The following is a 22,807-nucleotide window of genomic DNA, read 5'->3' on the forward strand; positions in this document are numbered from 1 at the left end:
AAAAAGATCAATTGATTGATCTCATGCTGAAGATGTACGAAAACAGCACAGAAGCAATTTTCTTTTTTACGAGCGAAGGCAGTACCATTTCAATGAACCCGGCAGCAGAAAATATAATGGATGACCATGTGCTGGAACAGCTGAAAAAAGGAGCCGAAAACGCCTTATGCAATGTCTGCAGAGGGTATACCAGCGAAAGCGATCTGACAACCTGCAAAGACTGTTATTTCACAAGTTCCAATCATGAGGACTTCACCTCTTTTCAGGTTTTTTTGGAAACAGTCGGAAAAGGCATTGTTCCGTACGCAGCAACCTTCCATGTTATCGATGCGGAAAAAGGCACGAGGGTCTTCATCTTAAGGGATTTGTCGATGCAATTTGAAACGCAAAACAAACTGCAGCAAAACAAAATGATGAAAAATGTCATTAAAGCCCAGGAAAATGAACGCAAGCGGATTTCAAGAGAGCTGCATGACAGCGTTGCGCAAGAACTTTTAAGTGCGGTCGTGGATTTGCGTGCACTTAAATACATGACAGATGACACAGAAGTCTTGAAGAAAACCAATGAAAGTACGTCAACATTAATCCGGTTGATGGACGATATCCGTAATCTGTCTGTAGAACTGCGTCCCTCAGCGCTTGATGACTTTGGGCTGGAGGCGGCTTTCCGTTCCCACTTTAAACGGGTGGAGGAAAGTTTCGGTTTAACCATTGATTTTAAGTCGACAGTCAAAAAGACCCGTTATGAAAATGAAGTCGAAACCGTATTGTATCGGATCTGCCAGGAAGCTGTTTTGAATGCGATAAAATATGCGCAAGTGGAGACTATCCAAGTTCATTTATTCGAAGAAGGGGATAGCTTGCAGTTGAGCGTAAAAGACAAAGGTGCAGGTTTTATCGTTGGAGACCATCCGATGGGCACAGGGCTTGGCCTTTATGGCATGAACGAACGAGCTGAATTGGTATCGGGAAATGTAACCATCGATTCTGAAGTCGGTAAAGGAACGACCGTGCATTTGCGTGTGCCTTTAGACGAAAAGCGGGAGGTGGCGAAATGAAGATAGTCATAGCGGATGACCACGCGATTGTGCGCAGTGGGTTTTCAATGATCCTCAATTTCCAAGAGGATATGGAAGTGATCGCCATGGCAGCTGATGGAATTGAAGCTTACCAGATGGTAGCCAAGCATCAGCCGGATGTGCTGCTGCTGGATTTGAGCATGCCGCCTGGCGAGAGCGGATTAGTGGCGACAGGGAAGATCAAGGAAGATTTTCCTGAAACCAAGATTCTTGTGCTGACGATGCATGATGATGAAGAGTATTTGTTTCATGTATTAAAAAATGGCGCTTCGGGTTATATGTTGAAAAGTGCGCCGGATGAAGAATTGCTTCAGGCCATTCGCGTCATCTACAATGGTGGAACCTACATCCATCCCAAAATGGCTACTTCATTGGTACGCGAATTAGTCAATAAAGACCACAAAGTAAAAGAATCGGATCCTTTTGAATTATTGTCCAAAAGGGAGATCGAAGTTCTGCCATTGGTTGCGAAGGGTTATGGCAATAAGGAAATTGCCCAAAAGCTCTTCATTTCTGTAAAAACGGTCGAAGCCCATAAAGCAAAAATTATGGAAAAGCTCCAGTTGAAGAGCAGGCCTGAATTAGTGGAATACGTATTAAAGAAAAAACTATTGAATTTTTGACGAAAAGCTGGGAGTTGGTCTTTTGATGACAGAAAAATCAGAGCTTCGTTTTAAGGAACCTGGTATGAGGCTATTGGAAAATGAACATGCTTATTTAACGTTCTTAATGAATGAATGGCATGCGCTGGTCCTGTCTTTTGAAGATGAAGGGCTTAGCCTGGAAGCTGGCCGTGAAAACATGAAGATTTTACGCCAAAAACTTTTTGAGTTTATTGAGCCTTTTAAAAATCATACGGACAAAGAAGAAGAATTCTTTTTTCCCGCATTAGGAAATTATATCGGATTCGAGCAGGGCCCGCTCGTCGGTATTCAAGACGAGCATCAGGAGATCGATGCGTATATCGGTCATTTCTTTCACCATACCCGTGACAATATCGACTTATTGACATTGGAACAGATGAAGACAGTCGCTCAGGATGCGGCAGAGGCATTTGAAGTCTTGACGGTCCATTTCATGAAAGAGGAAACCGTGCTGTTTCCGATGGCTGAAAAAGCCATGAAAGCAGCCGATCAGGATGAATTATACAAAAAACTGAATACCCTTATCACCTGAAAAGCTTGAGGGGCTGTCCCAAAATCATAAAAAATGATTTTGGGACAGCCTTTTTTTATTGGTCAAGAGATTAGGCGCTTGCGCTTTTCTTATTTTTTCAGACTCCAGCGCCCAGTCCCTCGAGTCGCTTCGGCAATACCGACAATGGCAAGAAACGCCATTACCGGCATTTCCTCCAGCGCTGGTCGGGACTAAACGGGCGCTTGCGCTTTTCTTAATTTAAGGGTTTCCCCTCCCAGTAGAAGGGCTCTCCCTTATTAAAATGCAGGTACTCTCGGGATACAATGAAGGCAGGGAATCAATATGAAAAAATCGTACAGAAAATTCAGTGGAAAAGGTGATTTTGATGATCAAGAAACTGCAATTGCCCCTTCAAACAATGAATCTCGTGGTCGGTTTTATGGTGTGGGTGATTATATCTTCCCTGATTCCATTTATCAGCGAAGATATAACCATAGCTCCAGAAAGACTGGCTATCGTAACGGCTGTGCCGGTTGTTCTGGGCTCAATTCTGCGGATTCCACTTGGCTATTACGCCAATGTCTTTGGAGCGCGAATTATTTTTCTAGTAAGTTTTATCCTGCTTTTGTTTCCGGTCTTTTACTTAAGTGAAGCCTCCAGTTTTACAGACCTCATCATCAGTGGATTATTCCTGGGAATCGGCGGAGCAGTCTTTTCAGTAGGGGTAACCTCGCTTCCGAAATACTATCCGAAGGAGAAACACGGACTCGTCAACGGAATTTATGGTGCCGGTAACATCGGTACAGCCGTCACTACATTTTCTGCTCCACTGATTGCCACACAGATTGGCTGGTCAAACACTGTCAAGATCTACCTGATCCTGTTGCTGATTTTTGCAGCATTGAATTTCTTCTTTGGTGACCGCCATGAACCGAAAGTGAAAACCCCTATTATTGAGCAGATTAAGGGTGTTTATAAAAATGAAAAAATTTGGTTCTTTTCCTTGTTCTATTTCATCACATTCGGCTCTTTTGTAGCATTTACGATTTATCTGCCCAACTTCCTTGTCAGCAATTTCGGACTGGAAAAAGTGGACGCGGGCATGCGGACTGCCGGCTTTATCGCACTTGCGACTTTTCTTCGGCCGGTAGGCGGATGGCTTGCCGATAAACTGCAGCCTTTGCTGCTGTTGATGGGGACGTTCTTCATCTATACCATCGCTGCGATCGTGTTGGCTTTTTCTCCAACAATCGGAATTTACACAGTCGGTACGCTGGCTATTGCAGTAAGTGCGGGTATTGGCAACGGCGTAATCTTTAAACTAGTGCCGTTTTACTTCAATAAGCAGGCCGGTATTGCAAACGGAATCGTATCCATGATGGGTGGCCTCGGTGGATTTTTCCCACCGATTATGCTGTCGATTATCTTTTCAGTTACGGGCCAATATTCAATCGGATTCATGCTCCTCTCCCAAGTAGCATTGGCGAGTCTCGTGCTGGTTGTCTGGATGTACTACCAGGACCGTCTGCAGCTGGCGGCCGAAGTTTTCAAGTCAACCGGACAAGGCATTTTGGTGACAGACATTTCCGGAAAAATAAAAACGGTGAATCCGGCTTTCACTAAATTGACCGGCTTTGAAGAATCGGATGTCATCGGCCAAAACCCAAACATCATGAAATCCGACAGACAGCCAAAAGACTTCTATAAAGAAATGTGGCAGGAAATTGAGCAGAAGGGAATGTGGCAAGGCGAAATTTGGAACCGCCGCAAAAATGGCGAGGAGTACCTTCAATGGTTGAATATCAGTGCAGTAAAGGATGATACGGGTGAAGTCGTCCGATATGTCGGTACATTCACTGATATCACTTCTGAATACAAGAAAAAAACCGGCACCATTCCAGTGATGACTACATGAACAAGAGACCAAAAAATCTCTTTTATACGAATGAAGTGTTTAAGAAAGGTGGATAAGATGATGGAACCATTGACCGATCAACTGGGGCGTCCAATGAGGGATTTGCGCATTTCTGTTACAGACCGCTGCAACTTCCGGTGTTCTTACTGCATGCCAAAAGAGGTGTTCGGTGACGACTATGCATTTTTGCCTAAACAGGAATTGCTGACTTTTGAGGAAATCCAAAGGCTTACCAGATTATTTGTGTCGATGGGGGTTAAAAAAATCCGATTAACGGGCGGAGAACCTTTATTGCGCAGGGGGTTGCCGGAATTGATCAAAATGATCTTTTCAGTTGAAGGAGTAGAAGATGTCGGATTGACCACTAATGGCTTGCTGCTTAAACGGCATGGCCAGGCTTTGTACGATGCGGGACTCAGAAGGCTGAACATCAGCCTCGACGCACTGGATCCGGAATTATTCGGAAGCTTGAACGGTCGAGGGGTCAGCTCAGAAAATATTTTGGAACAAATAGACTACGCAAAAGCTCTTGGATTTGAAATCAAAGTGAATATGGTGGTCCAAAAAAATGTCAATGATTCTGAAATCCTTCCTATGGCGGCATATTTCAAGGAACGGGAAATCACATTGCGTTTTATTGAGTTTATGGATGTCGGAAATGACAATAATTGGAGCTTTGAAAAAGTCGTAACCAAACAGGAAATCCTCCGGAAGCTCGAATCGGTTTATACATTAACGGCTGTCGACGAAGATTATTTTGGGGAAGTGGCTAAACGGTACCGTTATGAAGGCAGCGAAGCCCAAGTTGGTTTTATTACTTCCGTTTCAGAATCGTTCTGTTCTTCGTGTACAAGGTCCAGATTATCGTCAGATGGTAAATTCTACACGTGCCTTTTCGCTACGGAAGGATTCGATATCCGCAAACTTCTACGGGATGATTGGGATGATCTACAGCTACTTGATGCAATCGGTGCAGTTTGGAGCGGGAGAAGAGATCGTTATTCCGATGAACGGACTGAAGAAAGTGCCAAAAGCCGGAAGAAAATCGGCATGTCTTATATAGGCGGTTGATCTTTCGGGTATAGTTAAAGGAGAGATTTAAATATATGGATCAATACAGGAGGGAAAGTATGGAGAGCAATGGGTTAAAGCAACCATCTTCGCCACATGAGCATCTATGTGTATCCATCGTTCCAATTTTTAACCATCTTGAACAAGCCGAACTGAAAGAAGTCGCTGCTACGACCAAAGGGCGAAAGTTGCCAAAAGGCGAAATTCTCTACAGGGCTGGCGAAAAATCCAATTCCTTGTACATTATCCATAAAGGAAAATTGAAAGTATACCGTTTGACTGAAAGTGGCAAAGAACAGGTGATCCGGATTTTGCAGCCGGGTGATTTCACAGGAGAACTAGCTCTTTTTACAGACAATGTCCACGATTCTTATGCAGAAGCGATGGAAGCTACAGAATTGTGTATGATCAGCAGTGGAGACATAAACGACTTGTTTTTGAAATATCCGCAAATATCTTTGAAAATCATCAAGGAATTTTCATTGAGACTGGATCAGGCAGAACATCAAGTGATCAGTTTTACAACAGAAGATACGGAGACGAGAGTTGCGTTGTATTTGATCCAGCAAGCTGAATCCAGCCAAAGCAAAGAGATCCGATTGCCGATGTCGCGAAAAGATCTTGCTTCTTATCTCGGAACTACGCCGGAAACGATCAGCCGGAAATTGGCCAAGTTTGAAGATGAAGGATGGATCCAGCAATTCGACCAACGGGCCATCCGGATCGTGGATATGGAAAACTTGTCGCTTTATAAATAGAAAACCAGCAGCAATCCCGTCGGTTAACAACGGATTGCTGCTGGTTTTTTTTGTTAGGTTTAGCTTATTCTCGATGATCCTGATAGAGATCTTGGCGAGTCAGTGTTTTAGCCTCTGTGATTTGCTCGGTGGAAACCGGTGTTTTGTATGCTTGGATAGTCGTTTTGAGCTGATCGGCTGAACTGGCTCCAGCGACGACAGAACTGACCGTGTCGTGCTGCAATACGCTCTGTAATGCCAAGGCATGCAGGTTGTCATGGACTGCCGATAATTTCTGAAGAGTGGTTTTCAATTCCTCTGCCGCATACCCCATATAGCTGCCCATTTTTTCTGCACGCTGAAGTCCTTCACCAGTCAATAGACCTTTCGCAAGCGACCCGCGTGTAACGACTGATTTTCCAGCTTGTCCAATGCTGTCGAGAAGTTCTTCCGGCCGGCGGTCCAGTAGGCTGTATTGCATCATGATTGAAGAAATATTACTTTTTTCGAGAAAGCGTTTGATGACGTTAGGCCGGATGGAGGAAATGCCATACGCACGAATGAGCCCTTCTTCTTTTAATTCTTCAAAAGCCTCAATGGTTTCTTCGGAATCATCCGTGATCATGCCGCCATGCAATTGATACAAGTCGATGTAATCTGTCTGCAGGCGTTTTAAACTCGCGTGAATCTGTTCTTTGATATACGCTTTTGTCGGATTCCACTTGACCTCATCAGAATGCGTATTCCATTGGTTGCCCACTTTAGTGGCTAGGACAATATCTTTTCGGTGGCGCTTTAAAGATTGCCCAACTACCTCCTCATTGATGCCTTTGTTATACAAATCCGCCGTGTCGAAATAATTGATGCCATGGGCAATTGCGGCATCTACAATGATGCCTGCTTCTTTTTTTTCTGTTGGCAGGGACATGCAGCCCAAGCCGATTTCACTTACCTCAATTCCGCTATTTCCCAAAAAACGTTTCTTCATTTCTGCACCTCATTTAGTCTGTCGTATCTTATATGGTATACTTTTCCTCAGAGAAACAACAAATGAAAAGAGGATTCCAATGAAAAAGTTTGAAGAAAAGACGATCTCTTCCAATCGTATATATGAAGGGAAAATTATTAACTTGAAAGTTGACGATGTGTCTCTTCCGAATGGCCATACGTCAAAACGTGAATTGATTGAGCATCCTGGAGCGGTCGCAATCATCGTTATTACGCCCGAAAACAAAATTGTTTTAGTGGAACAATACCGTAAAGCGCTTGAACGGTCCTTGGTGGAAATTCCTGCAGGAAAGCTGGAGCCGGGAGAGGCACCTGAATATACGGCAATGCGTGAATTGGAAGAAGAAACAGGGTACACAGCAGAGAAATTGGTTAAAATACAAACTTTTGCCACATCTCCCGGATTTGCGGACGAAGTGGTTCATTTGTTTGCGGCAGAAGGTTTAAGCAAAGCAACAAACGGCGCTGTGTTGGACGAAGATGAATTTGTGGAATTAATGGAAGTAACGATTGAAGAAGCAGAACAAATGGTTTTGGACGAACGAATTTATGATGCCAAAACAGCATTTGCGGTCCTGTGGGCAAAGCAACGATTATCAATTGAGAATTGAAACAATTATCACTTTGTAACGATTCTAATTAAACTACAGATAGTATGGTTGTAATTGAGAACTCCCTTTTGATATAATAGAGGCAGTTTAAGGGAGGGCGTCGCATGGAAACCAGAATCGATCGGATTAAAAAGCAATTACACGCTGCGAGTTACAAATTGACGCCACAGCGTGAAGCGACAGTTCGAGTTTTGCTAGACCATGAAGAAGACCATCTGAGTGCTGAAGACGTCTATCTTTTAGTGAAAGACATTGCACCGGAGATTGGATTGGCAACTGTTTACCGAACGTTGGAGCTTTTAACGGAATTAAAAATTGTCGACAAAATAAATTTTGGTGACGGCGTGTCGCGTTATGATTTGCGTCAGGAAGGCGCAGCACATTTTCATCATCACCTTGTCTGCTTGGAATGTGGAGCAGTCGATGAAATACAGGAAGATCTATTGGAAGATGTCGAGAATATAGTAGAGAAACGCTGGAATTTTCAAATTAAAGACCACCGTCTTACTTTTCATGGCATCTGCTGGCGCTGCAATGACAGCAATTCTCAAAATCCATCAGAATAACTGATGCCAAAAGGACGGCCCATACTGGCCGTCCTTTTTGAATGGGAAAACTGTGAGATGTCTACGAAGACTAGGATTTACCTACCGGGCAATAGATAAAGGAGGCAGACAGATGAACTTTGGCAAAGATGCACTCGACGATTATGTGCATTTTCTCCGTGTTGAAAGACAGCTTGCCGACAACACATTATCGTCTTACGAACGCGATTTAAAAGCTTATTTACAGTATTTAAAAGAAGTGGAGCAGCTGGAATCCTTGAGCAAGGTCGAACGGGTACATATCTTAAATCATTTGCTCCATTTGAAAGAATCGACCAAAACTCCGCGGACAGTCGCACGCCATATATCGTCCATTCGGTCATTCCATCAATTTCTGATTCGGGAACGGATCGTTGAAACGGATCCGACCGTCCATCTTGAGATGCCTCAAATGGACAAAAAGCTGCCGAACATCCTGTCAATTGAAGAAGTGGACGCTTTAATTCTGGCGCCCGCCACCAACAAAGCAAATGGGTTGCGGGATCAGGCAATGCTGGAATTATTATATGCCAGTGGAATGCGTGTCAGTGAATGCATCAATTTGGATATAGAAGACATCCATCTAACAATGGGATTTGTCCGATGTACTGGTAAAGGCGGAAAAGAACGAATCATTCCCTTAGGCAAATCCGCATTGAAATCATGCCAGACATATTTAGAGGTGGGACGCATGGAGTTGCTTAAGAGTGGAGAAAAAACAGACGCCATGTTCATCAATCAACGCGGCAAACGGCTGACGCGCCAAGGCTTCTGGAAACTGCTGAAGCAGCATGCCCAAAAAGCGGGAATCCAAAAAGAATTGACGCCGCATACGCTGCGTCATTCTTTTGCGACGCATTTATTGGAAAACGGAGCAGACATTCGTGCCGTCCAAGAAATGCTTGGACATGCAGATATCTCGACTACACAAATTTATACACACGTCAGCAAAACCCGTTTAAAGGATGTCTATTCTCAATTTCATCCTCGTGCTTAAAAGAGGTCTGACTTCCGACGAGAGACGGATGTGTGGTAAAATTAAATGAAAATAAGGAGGAACATATATGACAATCAAACCATTTAAACGCGTTCATTTAGTAGTGCTGGATTCAGTGGGCATCGGCGAAGCGCCAGACGCTGAAGCTTTTGGAGATACAGGTTCAGATACATTAGGCCATATTGCGGAAGCGGTAGGCGGACTTAATATGCCGAACATGGAGAAGCTGGGTCTTGCAAACATCGTTCCCGTGAAAGGGCTTGCATCTTCGGACTCACCGGCAGCTTATTATGGTAAATTGCAGGAAGCTTCTGTCGGCAAAGATACCATGACTGGCCACTGGGAAATCATGGGTTTGAACATTGATACACCTTTTAAAGTATATCCGGATGGTTTTCCTGAAGAATTGATCCAACAACTGGAAGAAAAAACAGGCCGGAAAGTTCTCGGCAACAAGCCGGCGAGCGGAACCGAAATACTGGACGAGCTTGGCCAACAGCATATGGAAACAGGCGCAATCATTGTTTATACATCTGCTGATCCGGTCTTGCAGATTGCAGCTCATGAAGAAATCATTCCACTCGAAGAGCTTTATCGCATCTGTGAAATTGCACGCGAACTGACGTTGGAACCTGAATACCTGGTTGGCCGCGTCATTGCACGCCCATTCTTGGGACAGCCTGGAGCTTTCAAACGGACATCGAATCGTCATGACTATGCGTTGGCGCCTTTTGAACGCAGTGTAATGAACGAATTGAAAGATGGCGGCAAAGACGTGATCGCTATCGGAAAAATAGATGATATTTATAACGGAGCAGGCGTCACGAAAGCTTTGCGTACGAAAGACAATATGGACGGCATGGATAAACTTGTGCAAGTCGTAGGTGAAGAATTTAATGGATTGAGCTTCCTGAACTTAGTAGATTTCGATGCGCTTTACGGCCATCGCAGAGATCCGCAAGGTTATGGCGATGCGCTTGAGGCATTTGATGCCCGCTTACCGGAAGTGCTGGAAAAAATGCAGCAGGACGACTTATTGATTATTACAGCCGACCACGGCAACGATCCAACCTTCCCAGGGACAGATCATACGCGTGAATATGTTCCGTTATTGGCTTATTCTCCGCGCTTCACAGGCGGCGAACAGCTGGAAACCGGCAAAACATTTTCGGATATCGGCGCGACGATCGCTGAAAACTTTTCAGTGGCAATGCCGAAATTTGGCAAAAGCTTTTTGGCCCGGTTAAACGGATAGTCCAATAAACGTTGATTCACCTGATTTAAAACAAAACCAAGAAGGTGGTAAAATTCATGAGAATGGTAGATTTGATTGAAAAGAAAAGAGACGGCCACGAGCTGTCGACTGAAGAAATTAAGTTCGTTATCACGGGCTATACAAGTGGCGACATCGCAGATTATCAAATGAGTGCTTTTCTGATGGCTGTTTATTTCCAAAACATGACTGAGCGCGAACGGGCTGACCTGACATTGGCGATGGCTGAATCAGGCGACCAGATCGATCTTTCTGCAATTGACGGAATCAAAGTCGACAAGCATTCCACGGGCGGTGTCGGCGATACAACGACTCTTGTTCTGGGTCCATTAGTGGCAGCTTGCGGCGTTCCTGTTGCAAAAATGAGCGGACGCGGCCTTGGCCATACCGGCGGTACAATCGATAAATTAGAGGCGATTGATGGATTCCACGTTGAATTGTCAACAGAGGATTTCATCAAACAAGTGAACGACCATAAATTGGCGGTTATCGGACAAAGCGGCAACTTGACTCCTGCCGATAAAAAAATGTATGCATTGCGTGATGTAACTGGAACTGTCAACAGCATCCCGTTGATTGCGAGCTCCATCATGAGCAAAAAAATCGCTGCAGGAGCCGACGCCATTGTCTTGGACGTGAAAACAGGTGAAGGAGCGTTTATGAAGACGCCTGAAGATGCTAAGGAATTGGCTCATGCCATGGTCGGAATCGGCAACGCGACCGGCAGAAAAACAATGGCCATCATTTCTGATATGAGCCAACCGCTTGGCTTTGCAATCGGCAACGCTTTGGAAGTCAAAGAAGCAATTGAAACCCTGCAAGGAAAAGGTCCGGAAGATTTGACGGAATTATGCATGGTCCTCGGCAGTCAGATGGTTGTAGTCGGCGGAAAAGCGGAAACTTTGGAGGAAGCCCGCACCATGTTGGAACAAGTGATTGAAAATGGACAAGCGTTGGAAGTTTTCAAGCAGTTTATAAAAGACCAAGGCGGAAATCCAGCAGTAGTGGATGATGTCACATTATTGCCACAAGCTGAATTCGTTACAGAAGTTCATTCTAAAGAAGAAGGTTACATTTCCTTCATGGAAGCGGATGAAATCGGTACAGCAGCTATGGTGCTGGGTGCAGGCAGAGCAACAAAAGAATCAGAAATCGATTTGGCTGTCGGCATCGTCCTCCACAAGAAAGTGGGAGACTTCGTTAAGGCCGGAGAATCGATTGCAACTATTTATTCCAATGCAAAAGAAGTCGCAGAATGTTCTAAAATGATATATAATAGTATCGAATATACAAGTGAACCGGTTGATAAAATCAAGCTGATCTCAGCTTTGATCACCGATTGACAAAAATCTTGCTGGGTAGTTGCTCAGCAAGATTTTTCGCATATAGACATAATCAGGAGGGGCTTTTATTGCATTTATACGGCACACAAACGATTAATGAGCAGGGCCATTTGACGATTGGCGGAACCGATTCAGTTGAATTGGCGAACACCTACGGCACACCACTTTACGTCTACGACATCCAATTGTTCCGGGACCGGGCAAGAGCATTCCAGCAAACTTTCGAAGAGGCAGGAATCGGCTATCAGGTTGCATATGCCAGTAAGGCATTTTCAACGATCGCCATTTATCAAGTGGCTGCAGAAGAGAGCCTATCGTTGGACGTGGTTTCTGCAGGTGAATTGTACACCGCCATCAAAGCCGGATACCCGGTTGAAAAAATTCACTTCCATGGCAACAACAAAAGTCTGGAAGAACTCCAAATGGCTTTCGAGGCAGGGATTGGCTGCATCGTTGTGGATAATTTTCACGAAATCGATTTATTGAAGAAACTTTCAGAACAATTGAAACGACCAATGAATATTCTATTGCGTGTAACACCGGGAATTGAAGCCCATACACACGATTACATCACGACAGGACAAGAAGATTCGAAATTCGGTTTTGACTTGAAAAATGGACAGGCTGACAAAGCATTCCAGCAAACCTATGATCATGGCTATCTAAAACTGATGGGCCTTCACTGCCATATCGGATCGCAAATTTTCGATACAGCGGCATTCCAGCTGGCTTCAGAAAAACTGCTCCAGAAAATGGCTGCGTGGAAAGAAGAGACGGGCTATACGTGTCCGGTCTTAAACCTTGGCGGAGGATTCGGCATTCGTTATACAGAAGAAGACCAGCCGTTGGAACCGGCTGTCTATGTAAAACAAATGATTGAAACCGTCAAACAGACTTCCGAAGCATCGGGTTATCCAATTCCGGAAATTTGGATTGAGCCGGGCCGTTCTTTGATCGGTGATGCGGGGACGACACTGTACACCATCGGCTCGATGAAGGAAGTACCGGGCACCCGCAAGTATGCGGCAGTAGACGGCGGCATGTCGGACAATATCCGTCCGGCACTGTATGGAGCGAAATACAGTTCTCTATTGGCCAATAAAGCAAATGCTGTATTGGACGAAACCTATACCATTGCAGGGAAATGCTGCGAGTCGGGGGATAAGCTGATTGAAGAGGCTAAATTGCCGGCAGCCGAACCTGGTGATATTTTAAGTGTTTTCTGTACGGGAGCTTATGGCTATTCGATGGCCAGCAATTACAACCGTATTGCAAGACCGGCAGTTGTTTTCGCAGAAAACGGCAATCATCAGCTGGTAGTAAAACGCGAAACGAATGAGGACCTGATTAAACAAGATCTCTCGTATTCGCAGCAGGCATTGAAGAAATGAGAAAAGGAAACGTAGTTTTATTGCTTTTCATCTTGGCAATGGCAGTGGCTTGGGGAATTGTTTATTGGATCTTTTTTGCAGAAAATGTCATAACCGGCTAAGCGATGCTCTCTTGAGTTATCGGAAGATCTATAGTAGTATGGTAAAAGCCGCTTATAGACGAAAATGAGGGATTTGACTATGCTGTACAGATATAAGAAATCATTCGAGAAAATCGCTATGGGCCTGTTGTCGTTTATGCCGAAAGAGCGAGAGTTGAAAAAACTTCAGCAAACCATGCACATCTATGAAGAGAATCCCGATTGGCAATTATTCCTTTGGAAAAAAGGGGATGATTTTGTCGGGTTATTAGGAGTGGAAGTCGGCGAAGAAACTTATACGATTCACCATTTATCGGTAAATCCATCGCATCGCGGATATGGAATCGGCCATGAAATGGTGGACAAGATCCAAGATATCATGCAGAATCGTAGAATGCTTGCAACAGAAGAAACCGAAGCATTTCTAAAAAAATGCCCAGTAAAAAAAGGCGGCCTTTAAGTTAAAGGTTCCGTCTTTTTTTTTGTTCCCGCAAACTTATGATGGACGTGCGGTCACGAAGTCTGTGTTTGTGCATCAGAAAGTAGGGATCCTGCTGTGCAAGCGGATGTTCTGAATGATAGGCATCCACTGCTTTTTTCAGCTCTTCTGAAACAATCGGGATTTCCTGCACAAAAAATGGGCGGCGGTCAGTGACAGCTTCAATCGAATCGGTTAAAATGCTGATCAGCTTTTCGTGGTCGAAACCCTCGACCCAAACGCCTCCTGCAGCCAATTTTACTTTGGCGCGGATGAACGAGCGCAAAGCACCCGGGTAATTGCTTCTTCTCCAATGATACATGCCGACCGCCAGTTGGATCCAGCCGGTAAGCGGGTGCATTTTGTCTTTAGGGGCCACGGCTTTCCAGTATTCTTCGCCAACTTCGTGGCATTCGAAAAAGTCTTTCTCTTCATTGAAATTGATGATGTATTGAATAAACAGCGGATGTTGAAGTGGATGCATTTTGATCCCCTTTCTACTATAATAAAGGTTAACTGCCCATTAATTGGGATGGATGAGTATTTTAACAGTCAGGTGGTAAAGTCATGTCGTACGAAGTAAAAGTGGAGGCTTTTGAAGGCCCTCTAGATTTATTATTGCATTTAATCCACCGTTTGGAAATTGATATTTACGATATTCCTGTTTCACAGATTACTTCACAGTATATGGAACACATACGGGCGATGCAAGTCCTGGAATTGAACGAGGCAAGTGAATACCTTGTGATGGCCGCTACTTTATTGGCAATCAAAAGCAAAACGCTGCTGCCGGTCCATGAAGGAGAACTGGATGAAATTGAATTTGAATTCGATGAACAGGACCCCCGGGAAGAGTTGGTATCACGGCTGGTCGAATATCGGAAATTCAAGGAAGCTTCTGAAAATCTAAAGGACTTGGAAAGCCAGCGCTCCTTTATATACACGAAAGCACCGATGGATCTATCGGAAATACAAGCAGCCATTCCTCACGATCAAGTTGATCTTGAAGTGAACGCATACGATATGCTAGGCGCGTTTCAGAAAATGCTTCGGCGCAAACAGTTAAAAGCGCCATTATCGGCGCGTGTTGCCAGACAGGAAATTTCCATCAAGCATCAGATGACTGCCATCGTTGACCAATTAAAGATATCGAAAGGACGCACGACTTTCAGCAGTTTGTTCCCTTCAGATGATAAATCCGTACTGGTTGTGTCTTTCCTTTCGATTTTGGAATTGATGAAACGCCAAGTGGTTGCGGTAGAGCAGGAAATGAATTTCACCGATCTGATGGTGGAACTCAGAAAGGAAACGTGGGAATATGAAGACGAATCTTACGAGTAAAATAGAAGCTTTGCTTTTCGTTGCCGGAGATGATGGATTGACGCTCAAGCAGCTTCAATTTTTAACGGAAGCAGATAAAGAAGAAGTGCTGGAAGCTTTGAAAGAGCTGGAGACACGTTATCTAAACACAACCAGTGGCATTTGTTTAAAAGAATTGGCAGGCGTTTTTCAGCTTGTGACCAAACAAGAAGTGGCTGAGACGATTCAGAAACTGGTGGAAAACCCTACTGTTCAAGCACTTTCGCAGGCATCTCTGGAAGTATTGGCGATTATTGCATACAAACAGCCGATCACGCGTGTGGAAGTTGAGGATTTGCGCGGAGTAAAAAGTGAAAAAGCGCTGCATACATTAGCTGCAAAAGGCTTGGTTCAGGAAGCGGGCCGTGTTGAAGGGACAGGAAGAGCCATTTTATATGGAACGACCAAAGAATTTTTGAATTATTTTGGCTTGAAGAATTTGGATGAGCTTCCGCCATTGCCTGAAGAAGCGGCAAATGACCTTGACGAGGATGCCGATTTGTTCATGACCAATTTTCAAGAAACCTTTAAAGAAGAAGTGAAAGTATAAACGTGTTTCCGGAAGACTGAGCAATTGACAGTCTTCTTTTCTTTTGAGCTAAGCACTTTCGCTTTTCGGGGAAATGTGACATAATTCCGAGAGGAACGAACGGCATATCGAGTTATTGTAAAAAATTTGCAGTACTTGGCTAGGCAAGGCCGAAAGTGGGTTCTTGCACTTTTCGGCTTGTCTGGCTTCAGCCTCCTTCATTCTTTTGAATGGGAAGGTGCGTACGCTTTTCGAAAAAAATACTAATGAGGTGAACTTATTTATGGAAAGATTACAGAAAGTACTTGCACATGCAGGCGTGGCATCACGACGTAAGTCGGAACAATTGATTTTGGACGGCAAAGTGAGGGTCAACGGAAAAACGGTGAAAGAATTAGGGGTGAAAGTTTCCAGTTCAGATAAGATTGAAGTGGAAGGCGTTCAGCTTGAAAAAGAGCAGAAAGTCTATTATTTATTGTATAAACCACGGGGCGTTATTTCTGCGGTTTCTGATGACAAAAACCGCAAAGTCGTTACCGATTTCTTTGGCGATATTGAAAAACGGATTTATCCGGTCGGACGATTGGATTATGATACATCTGGCTTGCTGATAATGACCAATGATGGGGAATTTGCCAACATGCTGACTCATCCGAAGTTTGAAATCGAGAAAACCTATGTAGCCCGTTTAAAAGGGATTCCCGAAAGAGAAGACCTGAAGAAATTGGAGCGCGGCATCAAGCTGGAAGACGGCATGACGGCCCCTGCTAAAGTGAAGTTTCTGTCAGGCGATAAAAAGACGGGCAAAGCCATTGTCCAGATCACCATACACGAAGGAAGAAACCGTCAGGTCAGAAGAATGTTTGAAGCGATCGGCTATCCTGTCCAGAAATTGAGCCGGGAACAATTTGCATTCCTGACATTGCACGGACTGAATGCAGGCGAATCACGCGAGCTGTCTGCCCATGAGGTGAAGTTGCTGCGTGTTATGGCTGAAACAGGCAAGCGCATCTAACGTTCACAAACCCTTCAAAAGTCGTGATTTTTGACAGTTTAAACTTTGCTATAATTGAGTTTGCATAATATCCCTCGAAGGAGGATCATGTATGGGCGAACAAGTAAAACAGAAGAAGAAGAACAAGAAACAAAAAAGAGCTGTGATGAGAACGGTCATCCTGGCGGTTTTAGTAGCCGCTATCGGTTACACCATCTACAATAGCGCTACAGCTAAAGATGTCACGCTGCTGGAAGTCGGAGATAAAGCACCCGACTTTGCCTTAGTGGATCTTGAAGGCAATGACCATAAATTATCGGATTATGAAGGCCAAGGAGTCTTTTTGAATTTCTGGGGTACATGGTGCAAGCCGTGTGCAAAAGAGATGCCAGCTATGGACCGGCAATACGAAGCTTTCTCTAATGACGGCGTTCAAGTGCTTGCAGTAAACATTGCTCAATCAGATTTTGAAGTCCAATCTTTCGCTGATCAATATGGTTTGTCTTTTCCAGTAGTGATTGACAAAACGAAAAGTGTGATGACGGCCTACAACATCAGGCCATTACCAACTACCGTGCTTGTGAATCCGGAAGGGAACATCGAGCGCATCATTACGGGTGAAATGACGGAACAGGATATTGCAGGGTTTATGGAAGAAATCAAACCTGAATAAGGAGATTTTTTGGATGGAAAATTTACAATGTCAATGTGGTCATACGAATCCGCCTGGTACGAAGCTTTGTGAGTCGTGCGGGCGGTCTTTGACTGAAAAAGAGCAAAACAGCAAACTTGTCGATATGCGTTACGAAGGAACGGCCAGAAGGTCACAAACTTACAATAAATCCATCATCGACAAAATTTGGAATTTCTTTTCAAGCGTAAAAGTAGGCGTCAGCATTATCGTTATCTTGCTTGTAGCTGCAGCAATCGGTACGATTCTTCCTCAACAGGCCTTTGTGCCAGCTAGCACAGAAGCGACAATCAAGGATTACTATGCCGACACATATGGCAGTGTAGGGCGTGTCTACCATTTCCTCGGATTTCATGACTTATACAGTTCTTACTGGTTTATCGCGTTGGTCGGGATGCTTGCTATCTCGCTCGTCATTGCCAGTCTAGACCGTTTTGTGCCTCTTTATAAATCATTGAAAAACCAACGTGTTCTACGCCATCCGAGCTTTATGGACAAGCAGCGGATTTACGCTGAAGGTCCGGGAGCGGAAGATACGCTGTTAAAAGCGGAAGCTAAATTAAAGGAATTGAAATACAATGTCCGCACAGACAAGAATGGATTGCTGGCTGAAAAAGGCCGCTTTTCCAGATGGGGCCCGTATGTGAATCATATCGGCTTGATCATCTTCCTTTTCGGCGTGATGTTGCGTATGGTTCCTGGTTTCTATATTGATGAAAGCCTATGGCTGCGTGAAGGCGAAACAAGAGCGATTCCTGAAGTGCCAGGCTATTATCTGGAAAGCAAAAACTTTGAGCTTGAGAACTACACGGGTGAAGGCGGAGAAGAAGTGTTCGGCGAAGCTCTTGATCGTGTTGGTACTGTAGCGAAAAACTACCAGACAGACGTCGTGCTGTATCAGAAAGCAGAAGATGCACTGCCTGGGGCCGCTGACAGCCAGGAAGTCGTTAAAGAATATCCGATCCGCGTCAATCAGCCATTGAAGTTTGATGGCTATGCCGTCTACCAGATGGATTACCGATTGGACGAGCTGAAAGCGATGAAATTTGCTTTCACCAACAAAGAAACGGAAGAATCCTTGGGCGAATTGACCATCGATTTGATCGACCCGGAAAAAACGTATGAACTTGAAAGTGGTGCAAAAGTTGAATTGCTTGGGTATTATCCGGACTTTTCAGGATTTGAAGGCGGAGAACCCCAAACGGCAACACCGCTGCCAAATAATCCGGGCTTTCTTGTAAAACTGACTACTCCTGAAACGCCTGAAGGAGAGACCAGTTTTATCACCATTCAAAATACGGTTGAGCCTTTAGGGGAAAATGATTACAAATTAACTTTCCAAAGCGTAGAAACACGTGATGTTTCGGGGCTAACCGTACGGAAAGACAGCACTTTGCCGATTCTTGGACTTGGCGGTTTAATCTTCATGATCGGTGTAGCGCAAGGCATGTACTTCAACCATCGCCGTTTCTGGATTCAACAGAAGGCTGATGGTACGATCTTACTGGCTGGCCATACCAATAAAAACTGGTTTGGCTTGAAGAAAGACCTTGATCAAGTTGTTGACTATGCATCATTGCCTGCTTACACAGACCAGCAAGATGAAATCGACAAAAAAGAGAAAGCGGAAAAGGAAGGTGAAGCATTGTCATGACGTTAGCTGAAATGAGTTCAAATCTATTATACGTTGCCTTTATTGCTTACCTTATTGCGACATTCGTCTTTGGCGGAGCAGTAAAAGGAAATAAACAAGGTACGTTCAAGTCTGAAAAACGATGGGGCATTGCCGCAATTACCATCACTTTGATCGGTTTTGCAGCCAATCTTGGTTACTTCTTCACACGTTGGGGCGCGACTGGACATGCTCCTCTCAGCAATATGTTCGAATTTACTACAGCATTCGGTATGACCTTGGTCGGTGGATTCATTATTTTGTATTTCCTATACAAAACACCGGTTCTTGGAATGATTGTATTGCCTGTCGCTTTATTGATTATCGCATTTGCAAGTATGTTTCCAAGTGAAGTCAGCCCGCTTATTCCGGCTCTTCAAACAAACTGGTTGGCGATCCACGTCAGTACAGTAGTGATTGCAGAAGGAATCCTGGCCATCAGTGCGGCTGCGGGTCTGATTTATCTATTGAAAGTTGTGGATCTTACAAAGAAATCAAAACAGCGTTTTTGGCTTGAAGCCATCATGTATTCATTGGTATTGGTAGTTGGCTTTGTAGTAGCCAGTTCGTTCTTCTCGTTGACCGGTTATGAAGCTGAATTCAACTATGTGGATAAGGAAGACAATGAAGCGGCTATTACCTATGCTATGCCTCCTGTCTTTGGTATGAACGAATACGTGGCGTTGACAGATGACGCCATGACGCCATTAGTTGAAACACCGGCAATGGTTCATGCCGGAAAATTGACGACAGTGTTCTGGTCAGTGCTGTTCGGTACCGTTATTTATTGGCTGATCCGCTTGATTTTCAGAAAGCGCATTGCCGGCATATTGAAACCGTTCGTCAAGAACGTCAATCTGCAATTGATGGATGAAATCAATTACCGCGCCATTATTATCGGCTTCCCGATCTTTACTTTGGGTGCTTTGATCTTTGCTATGATTTGGGCGCAAATCGCTTGGTCACGCTTCTGGGGCTGGGACCCGAAAGAAGTATGGGCATTGATCACTTGGTTGTTCTATGCCGCTTACTTGCATTTACGATTGGGCAAAGGCTGGCAGGGCGAGAAATCCGCCTGGTTGGCTGTGATCGGTTTTGCCATCATCATGTTCAATCTGGTCGCAGTAAACTTAATAATCGCGGGATTGCATTCCTACGCATAAAGCTGGATGAACAAATGGGCCTTTTCCGGAAACGGAAAAGGCCTTTTATTGATTGTTCGGGCTTAGACGTTGAGATATGGCGTGGGTTAGCGCTTTTCTTTATTTTTGACAGGGTTATCGTTACAATAGAAATTAACAGAAGAAAGTTGGAGGGGTTAGCATGTCTGAAGAGATAACGGTATTGGTAGTAGACGATGAAGAACGGATTCGGCGCTTGCTGAAAATGTATCTGGAGCGTGAAGGATATTTAGTGGAAGAAGCCGAAAATGGCTTACAGGCATTGGATATGGCAATGGAAAAAGATTATCATTGCATCCTTCTCGATCTGATGATGCCTGAAAAAGATGGCGTCGAAGTGGCAACTGAACTTCGCGAAACGAAAATGACCCCGATAATTATGCTTACCGCTAAAGGGGAAGAAGCTAACCGTGTAGAAGGCTTTGAATCTGGAGCGGATGATTATATCGTCAAGCCGTTCAGCCCGAGAGAAGTCGTGTTGCGTGTTAAAGCAATCTTGCGCAGATCATCGGCCTATTCTCCGGTTTCCAATTCCACCGTTTCAAAAGATTTGGTCGTCTTTCCACATCTGACCATCGATCACGATGCACATCGCGTAACAGCTGATGGTGTGGAAGTAAATTTGACGCCAAAAGAATACGAACTCTTATACTTTTTGGCGAAGGCGCCGGATAAAGTATTCGACCGGGAACATTTGCTGAAAGAAGTTTGGCATTACGACTTTTTCGGTGATTTGCGGACTGTCGATACGCATGTTAAGCGCTTGCGCGAAAAATTGAATCGTGTGTCTGAATCTGCAGCGAAAATGATTGTCACTGTATGGGGCGTCGGTTATAAATTCGAGGTTGGCAATGAATAGAATATGGAATAGTGTCGTCGGGAAGCTTTGGATTACGATCCTGCTTCTCGTTTCCTTTGTCCTTTTTATTGTGACAGTCCTGCTTTTGGAGTTTCTTGGGAACTATCACAGTGAAACAGTGGAAGAAGCACTGAACAGTGAAGCGAACATGATTGCCAACATTTTTAACGAACATGACGAAGTGGAAACTTCACTCGAGGTCATTAAAGATGTATTAGGTCCGGAGACCAATGCGGTTATCGCTGAGGAGCCTTATGAAAGCAGCTATTACATTCATGATGGGTTGAATGGCGATGACACGAGAGAAAAAATATTAAATGAACCGTCCTTCCAAAAAGTTTTTGAAACCAGTGAAACGGTCATGAAGGAAATGCTGTTGCCTTCATTGACAGAAGAAAATCGCCTTGAGTCCTATATTGTTCTGGCAAACCCTCTAAAGACCAGTGAAGAGCAGCATGGCGTAGTATTTATCTATCAATCCCTTGAAGTGATGGACCGAACAGCAGAGCGGACTACAAATATCGTCTTTCTGTCCGCATTTATCGCTCTAGTATTAACGACCTTTTTTGCGTTCTTTTTGTCGTCGCGGATTACGTCGCCGCTCCGTAAAATCCGGGAAGGCGCATTCGAATTGGCGAAAGGGAACTTCGATACTAAGGTCACAGCCTCTTCAAGTGATGAAATCGGCCAATTGGCTACTGCTTTTAATCAGATGGGCCGCCAGTTGAAGCATCATGTCGAAGTGATCAATCAGGAGAAGGAGCAATTATCCAGTATTTTGACATCCATGGCCGACATCGTCATCACTTTTAATCAGGATCGAACTATTCTTTTAAGCAATCCGCCAGCAGAAAAATTACTGCAGCAATGGATTTTTAAGAACGGGTCTTCTGAAGCGCAACCATTGCCTTCCGAAATGCTCCATATGCTTGACCATGTGTTGGATTTTGAAGAAGAAATCGAGGAAGAGCTTGAAATCGAAGGGGCTTATTATGCCATCAATTTCAGTCCTTTATACAGCGGCGCGTCTATTCGGGGAGCGGTTGCTGTCCTGCACAATATGACGGAACAGCATCGCTTGGAGAAGCTTAGAGAAGACTTTATCGCTAATGTATCGCATGAATTGCGGACACCGATTGCCATGCTCCAAGGCTATAGCGAAGCGATTCTCGATGATGTTGGTGCAACGGAAGAAGAACGTCGTGAAATGACGAAGATCATCTATGAAGAATCACAGCGGATGGGCCGTCTGGTTACCGATTTATTGAATTTGGCACGGATGGAATCGGGCCATATGCGCCTTTACAAAGAAATCGTTCAGCTGAATACTGCCATTGAAAGAATGACGCTTAAATTCTCCCAAATCGCTAAAGAAAATGACATTCAGTTGTTGTTTGAAACCGAGATTGATGATTGGGCGGCTTGTGATATGGATGAAGACCGGATTGAACAGGTCATGACCAATTTGATCGATAATGCAATTCGCCATACGCCTAAAGGAGGGCAAGTGGTGGTCCGTGTCGAAAATCAAGAAGAGTACGCCAAAATCTCGATCAACGATAATGGTGTAGGAATTTCAGAAAAAGATCTGGAATTCGTTTTTGAGCGATTCTATAAAGCGGATAAAGCCCGTACGCTCGGCAAGGGCGGTACAGGTCTGGGTCTTGCAATCGCCAGCAATATCATCCAGGCGCATGAAGGGAAAATCTATGCAGAAAGCAGAATGGGGCAAGGAACTTCATTTGTCTTTTTGCTGCCTTTGAAGAAAATGTAACTTTCTTTTAGGCTGGACGACTAATCCTAAGAACGGGGGGAGTA

Annotated in this window: 23 protein-coding genes; 21 read left to right on the forward strand and 2 right to left on the reverse strand. The window is 44.4% G+C overall.

What is annotated here, in order from left to right; all coding sequences use genetic code 11:
• Nucleotides 1-23: 23 nt before the first annotated feature.
• From IRE19_RS04610 to IRE19_RS04635, 6 genes are all read left to right on the forward strand, one after another.
• Nucleotides 24-1,058 (forward strand): sensor histidine kinase, encoded by a 1,035-nt coding sequence (locus IRE19_RS04610; RefSeq protein WP_191714508.1) that lies wholly within the window; start codon nt 24-26, stop codon nt 1,056-1,058.
• A complete protein-coding gene (locus IRE19_RS04615; protein ID WP_191714192.1) occupies nt 1,055-1,702 on the forward strand; it encodes a response regulator transcription factor in 648 nt (215 codons plus the stop codon). Before IRE19_RS04610 ends, IRE19_RS04615 begins: the two co-directional genes overlap by 4 nt.
• Before the next feature lie 25 nt (nt 1,703-1,727).
• Nucleotides 1,728-2,255 (forward strand): hemerythrin domain-containing protein, encoded by a 528-nt coding sequence (locus IRE19_RS04620; RefSeq protein WP_191714193.1) that lies wholly within the window; start codon nt 1,728-1,730, stop codon nt 2,253-2,255.
• A 346-nt stretch (nt 2,256-2,601) separates the two neighbouring features.
• Entirely contained in the window at nt 2,602-4,131 is a 1,530-nt protein-coding gene (locus IRE19_RS04625; protein WP_203339465.1) for a nitrate/nitrite transporter, read from the forward strand.
• A 57-nt stretch (nt 4,132-4,188) separates the two neighbouring features.
• A complete protein-coding gene (gene moaA, locus IRE19_RS04630; protein WP_203339466.1) occupies nt 4,189-5,202 on the forward strand; it encodes a GTP 3',8-cyclase MoaA in 1,014 nt (337 codons plus the stop codon).
• A gap of 59 nt (nt 5,203-5,261) precedes the next feature.
• On the forward strand, nt 5,262-5,960 hold the full coding sequence (locus IRE19_RS04635; RefSeq protein ID WP_203339467.1) for a Crp/Fnr family transcriptional regulator: 699 nt from the start codon (nt 5,262-5,264) through the stop codon (nt 5,958-5,960).
• Between the two features lie 64 nt (nt 5,961-6,024).
• On the opposite strand, the gene IRE19_RS04640 is transcribed toward IRE19_RS04635, so the two are convergent.
• Nucleotides 6,025-6,927 carry an aldo/keto reductase gene (locus tag IRE19_RS04640; RefSeq protein ID WP_203339468.1) on the reverse strand — a complete coding sequence of 301 codons (903 nt, stop codon included), beginning with the start codon at nt 6,925-6,927 and terminating at the stop codon, nt 6,025-6,027.
• A gap of 79 nt (nt 6,928-7,006) precedes the next feature.
• Here IRE19_RS04640 and IRE19_RS04645 point away from each other — a divergent pair, with 79 nt between their 5' ends.
• The 7 genes from IRE19_RS04645 (at nt 7,007) to IRE19_RS04675 (ending at nt 13,686) form a co-directional block, all read left to right on the forward strand.
• On the forward strand, nt 7,007-7,558 hold the full coding sequence (locus IRE19_RS04645) for an NUDIX domain-containing protein (RefSeq protein ID WP_203339469.1): 552 nt from the start codon (nt 7,007-7,009) through the stop codon (nt 7,556-7,558).
• Nucleotides 7,559-7,662: 104 nt separating this feature from the next.
• Nucleotides 7,663-8,124, forward strand: a complete 462-nt coding sequence (fur, locus tag IRE19_RS04650; RefSeq protein ID WP_008430965.1) for a ferric iron uptake transcriptional regulator — start codon at nt 7,663-7,665, stop codon at nt 8,122-8,124.
• Nucleotides 8,125-8,236: 112 nt separating this feature from the next.
• Nucleotides 8,237-9,139 (forward strand): site-specific tyrosine recombinase XerD, encoded by a 903-nt coding sequence (xerD, locus tag IRE19_RS04655; protein ID WP_203339470.1) that lies wholly within the window; start codon nt 8,237-8,239, stop codon nt 9,137-9,139.
• A gap of 67 nt (nt 9,140-9,206) precedes the next feature.
• On the forward strand, nt 9,207-10,394 hold the full coding sequence (gene deoB, locus IRE19_RS04660; RefSeq protein WP_203339471.1) for a phosphopentomutase: 1,188 nt from the start codon (nt 9,207-9,209) through the stop codon (nt 10,392-10,394).
• A gap of 56 nt (nt 10,395-10,450) precedes the next feature.
• Nucleotides 10,451-11,755, forward strand: a complete 1,305-nt coding sequence (locus IRE19_RS04665; protein ID WP_191714201.1) for a pyrimidine-nucleoside phosphorylase — start codon at nt 10,451-10,453, stop codon at nt 11,753-11,755.
• A 68-nt stretch (nt 11,756-11,823) separates the two neighbouring features.
• Nucleotides 11,824-13,146, forward strand: coding sequence for a diaminopimelate decarboxylase (gene lysA / locus IRE19_RS04670; protein ID WP_191714202.1), 1,323 nt, complete (start codon nt 11,824-11,826; stop codon nt 13,144-13,146).
• 180 nt (nt 13,147-13,326) lie between these two features.
• On the forward strand, nt 13,327-13,686 hold the full coding sequence (locus IRE19_RS04675) for a GNAT family N-acetyltransferase (RefSeq protein ID WP_191714203.1): 360 nt from the start codon (nt 13,327-13,329) through the stop codon (nt 13,684-13,686).
• A 1-nt stretch (nt 13,687) separates the two neighbouring features.
• On the opposite strand, the gene IRE19_RS04680 is transcribed toward IRE19_RS04675, so the two are convergent.
• Nucleotides 13,688-14,188, reverse strand: coding sequence for a DUF309 domain-containing protein (locus IRE19_RS04680; RefSeq protein ID WP_203339472.1), 501 nt, complete (start codon nt 14,186-14,188; stop codon nt 13,688-13,690).
• Nucleotides 14,189-14,271: 83 nt separating this feature from the next.
• Here IRE19_RS04680 and IRE19_RS04685 point away from each other — a divergent pair, with 83 nt between their 5' ends.
• The 8 genes from IRE19_RS04685 (at nt 14,272) to IRE19_RS04720 (ending at nt 22,763) form a co-directional block, all read left to right on the forward strand.
• The gene (locus IRE19_RS04685; protein ID WP_191714205.1) at nt 14,272-15,045 is read left to right on the forward strand and encodes a segregation/condensation protein A; all 774 of its coding nucleotides are present in this window, start codon (nt 14,272-14,274) and stop codon (nt 15,043-15,045) included.
• Nucleotides 15,023-15,613, forward strand: a complete 591-nt coding sequence (scpB, locus tag IRE19_RS04690) for an SMC-Scp complex subunit ScpB (protein WP_191714206.1) — start codon at nt 15,023-15,025, stop codon at nt 15,611-15,613. The genes IRE19_RS04685 and scpB overlap by 23 nt, the downstream gene beginning before the upstream one ends.
• 262 nt (nt 15,614-15,875) lie before the next feature.
• Nucleotides 15,876-16,607: a pseudouridine synthase gene (locus tag IRE19_RS04695; protein ID WP_191714207.1), complete on the forward strand. Its 732-nt coding sequence runs from the start codon at nt 15,876-15,878 to the stop codon at nt 16,605-16,607.
• Nucleotides 16,608-16,698: 91 nt separating this feature from the next.
• A complete protein-coding gene (gene resA, locus IRE19_RS04700) occupies nt 16,699-17,259 on the forward strand; it encodes a thiol-disulfide oxidoreductase ResA (RefSeq protein WP_191714208.1) in 561 nt (186 codons plus the stop codon).
• A 13-nt stretch (nt 17,260-17,272) separates the two neighbouring features.
• A complete protein-coding gene (locus tag IRE19_RS04705) occupies nt 17,273-18,931 on the forward strand; it encodes a cytochrome c biogenesis ResB family protein (RefSeq protein WP_203339473.1) in 1,659 nt (552 codons plus the stop codon).
• Complete coding sequence (ccsB, locus tag IRE19_RS04710; protein ID WP_203339474.1) at nt 18,928-20,112, forward strand: c-type cytochrome biogenesis protein CcsB; 1,185 nt, start codon at nt 18,928-18,930, stop codon at nt 20,110-20,112. Before IRE19_RS04705 ends, ccsB begins: the two co-directional genes overlap by 4 nt.
• Before the next feature lie 160 nt (nt 20,113-20,272).
• On the forward strand, nt 20,273-20,989 hold the full coding sequence (locus IRE19_RS04715) for a response regulator transcription factor (protein ID WP_191714211.1): 717 nt from the start codon (nt 20,273-20,275) through the stop codon (nt 20,987-20,989).
• Complete coding sequence (locus IRE19_RS04720) at nt 20,982-22,763, forward strand: ATP-binding protein (protein WP_203339475.1); 1,782 nt, start codon at nt 20,982-20,984, stop codon at nt 22,761-22,763. Before IRE19_RS04715 ends, IRE19_RS04720 begins: the two co-directional genes overlap by 8 nt.
• Nucleotides 22,764-22,807 lie beyond the last annotated feature (44 nt).

The organism is Planococcus beijingensis (assembly GCF_016820615.1).
Taxonomy (GTDB): domain Bacteria; phylum Bacillota; class Bacilli; order Bacillales_A; family Planococcaceae; genus Planococcus; species Planococcus notacanthi.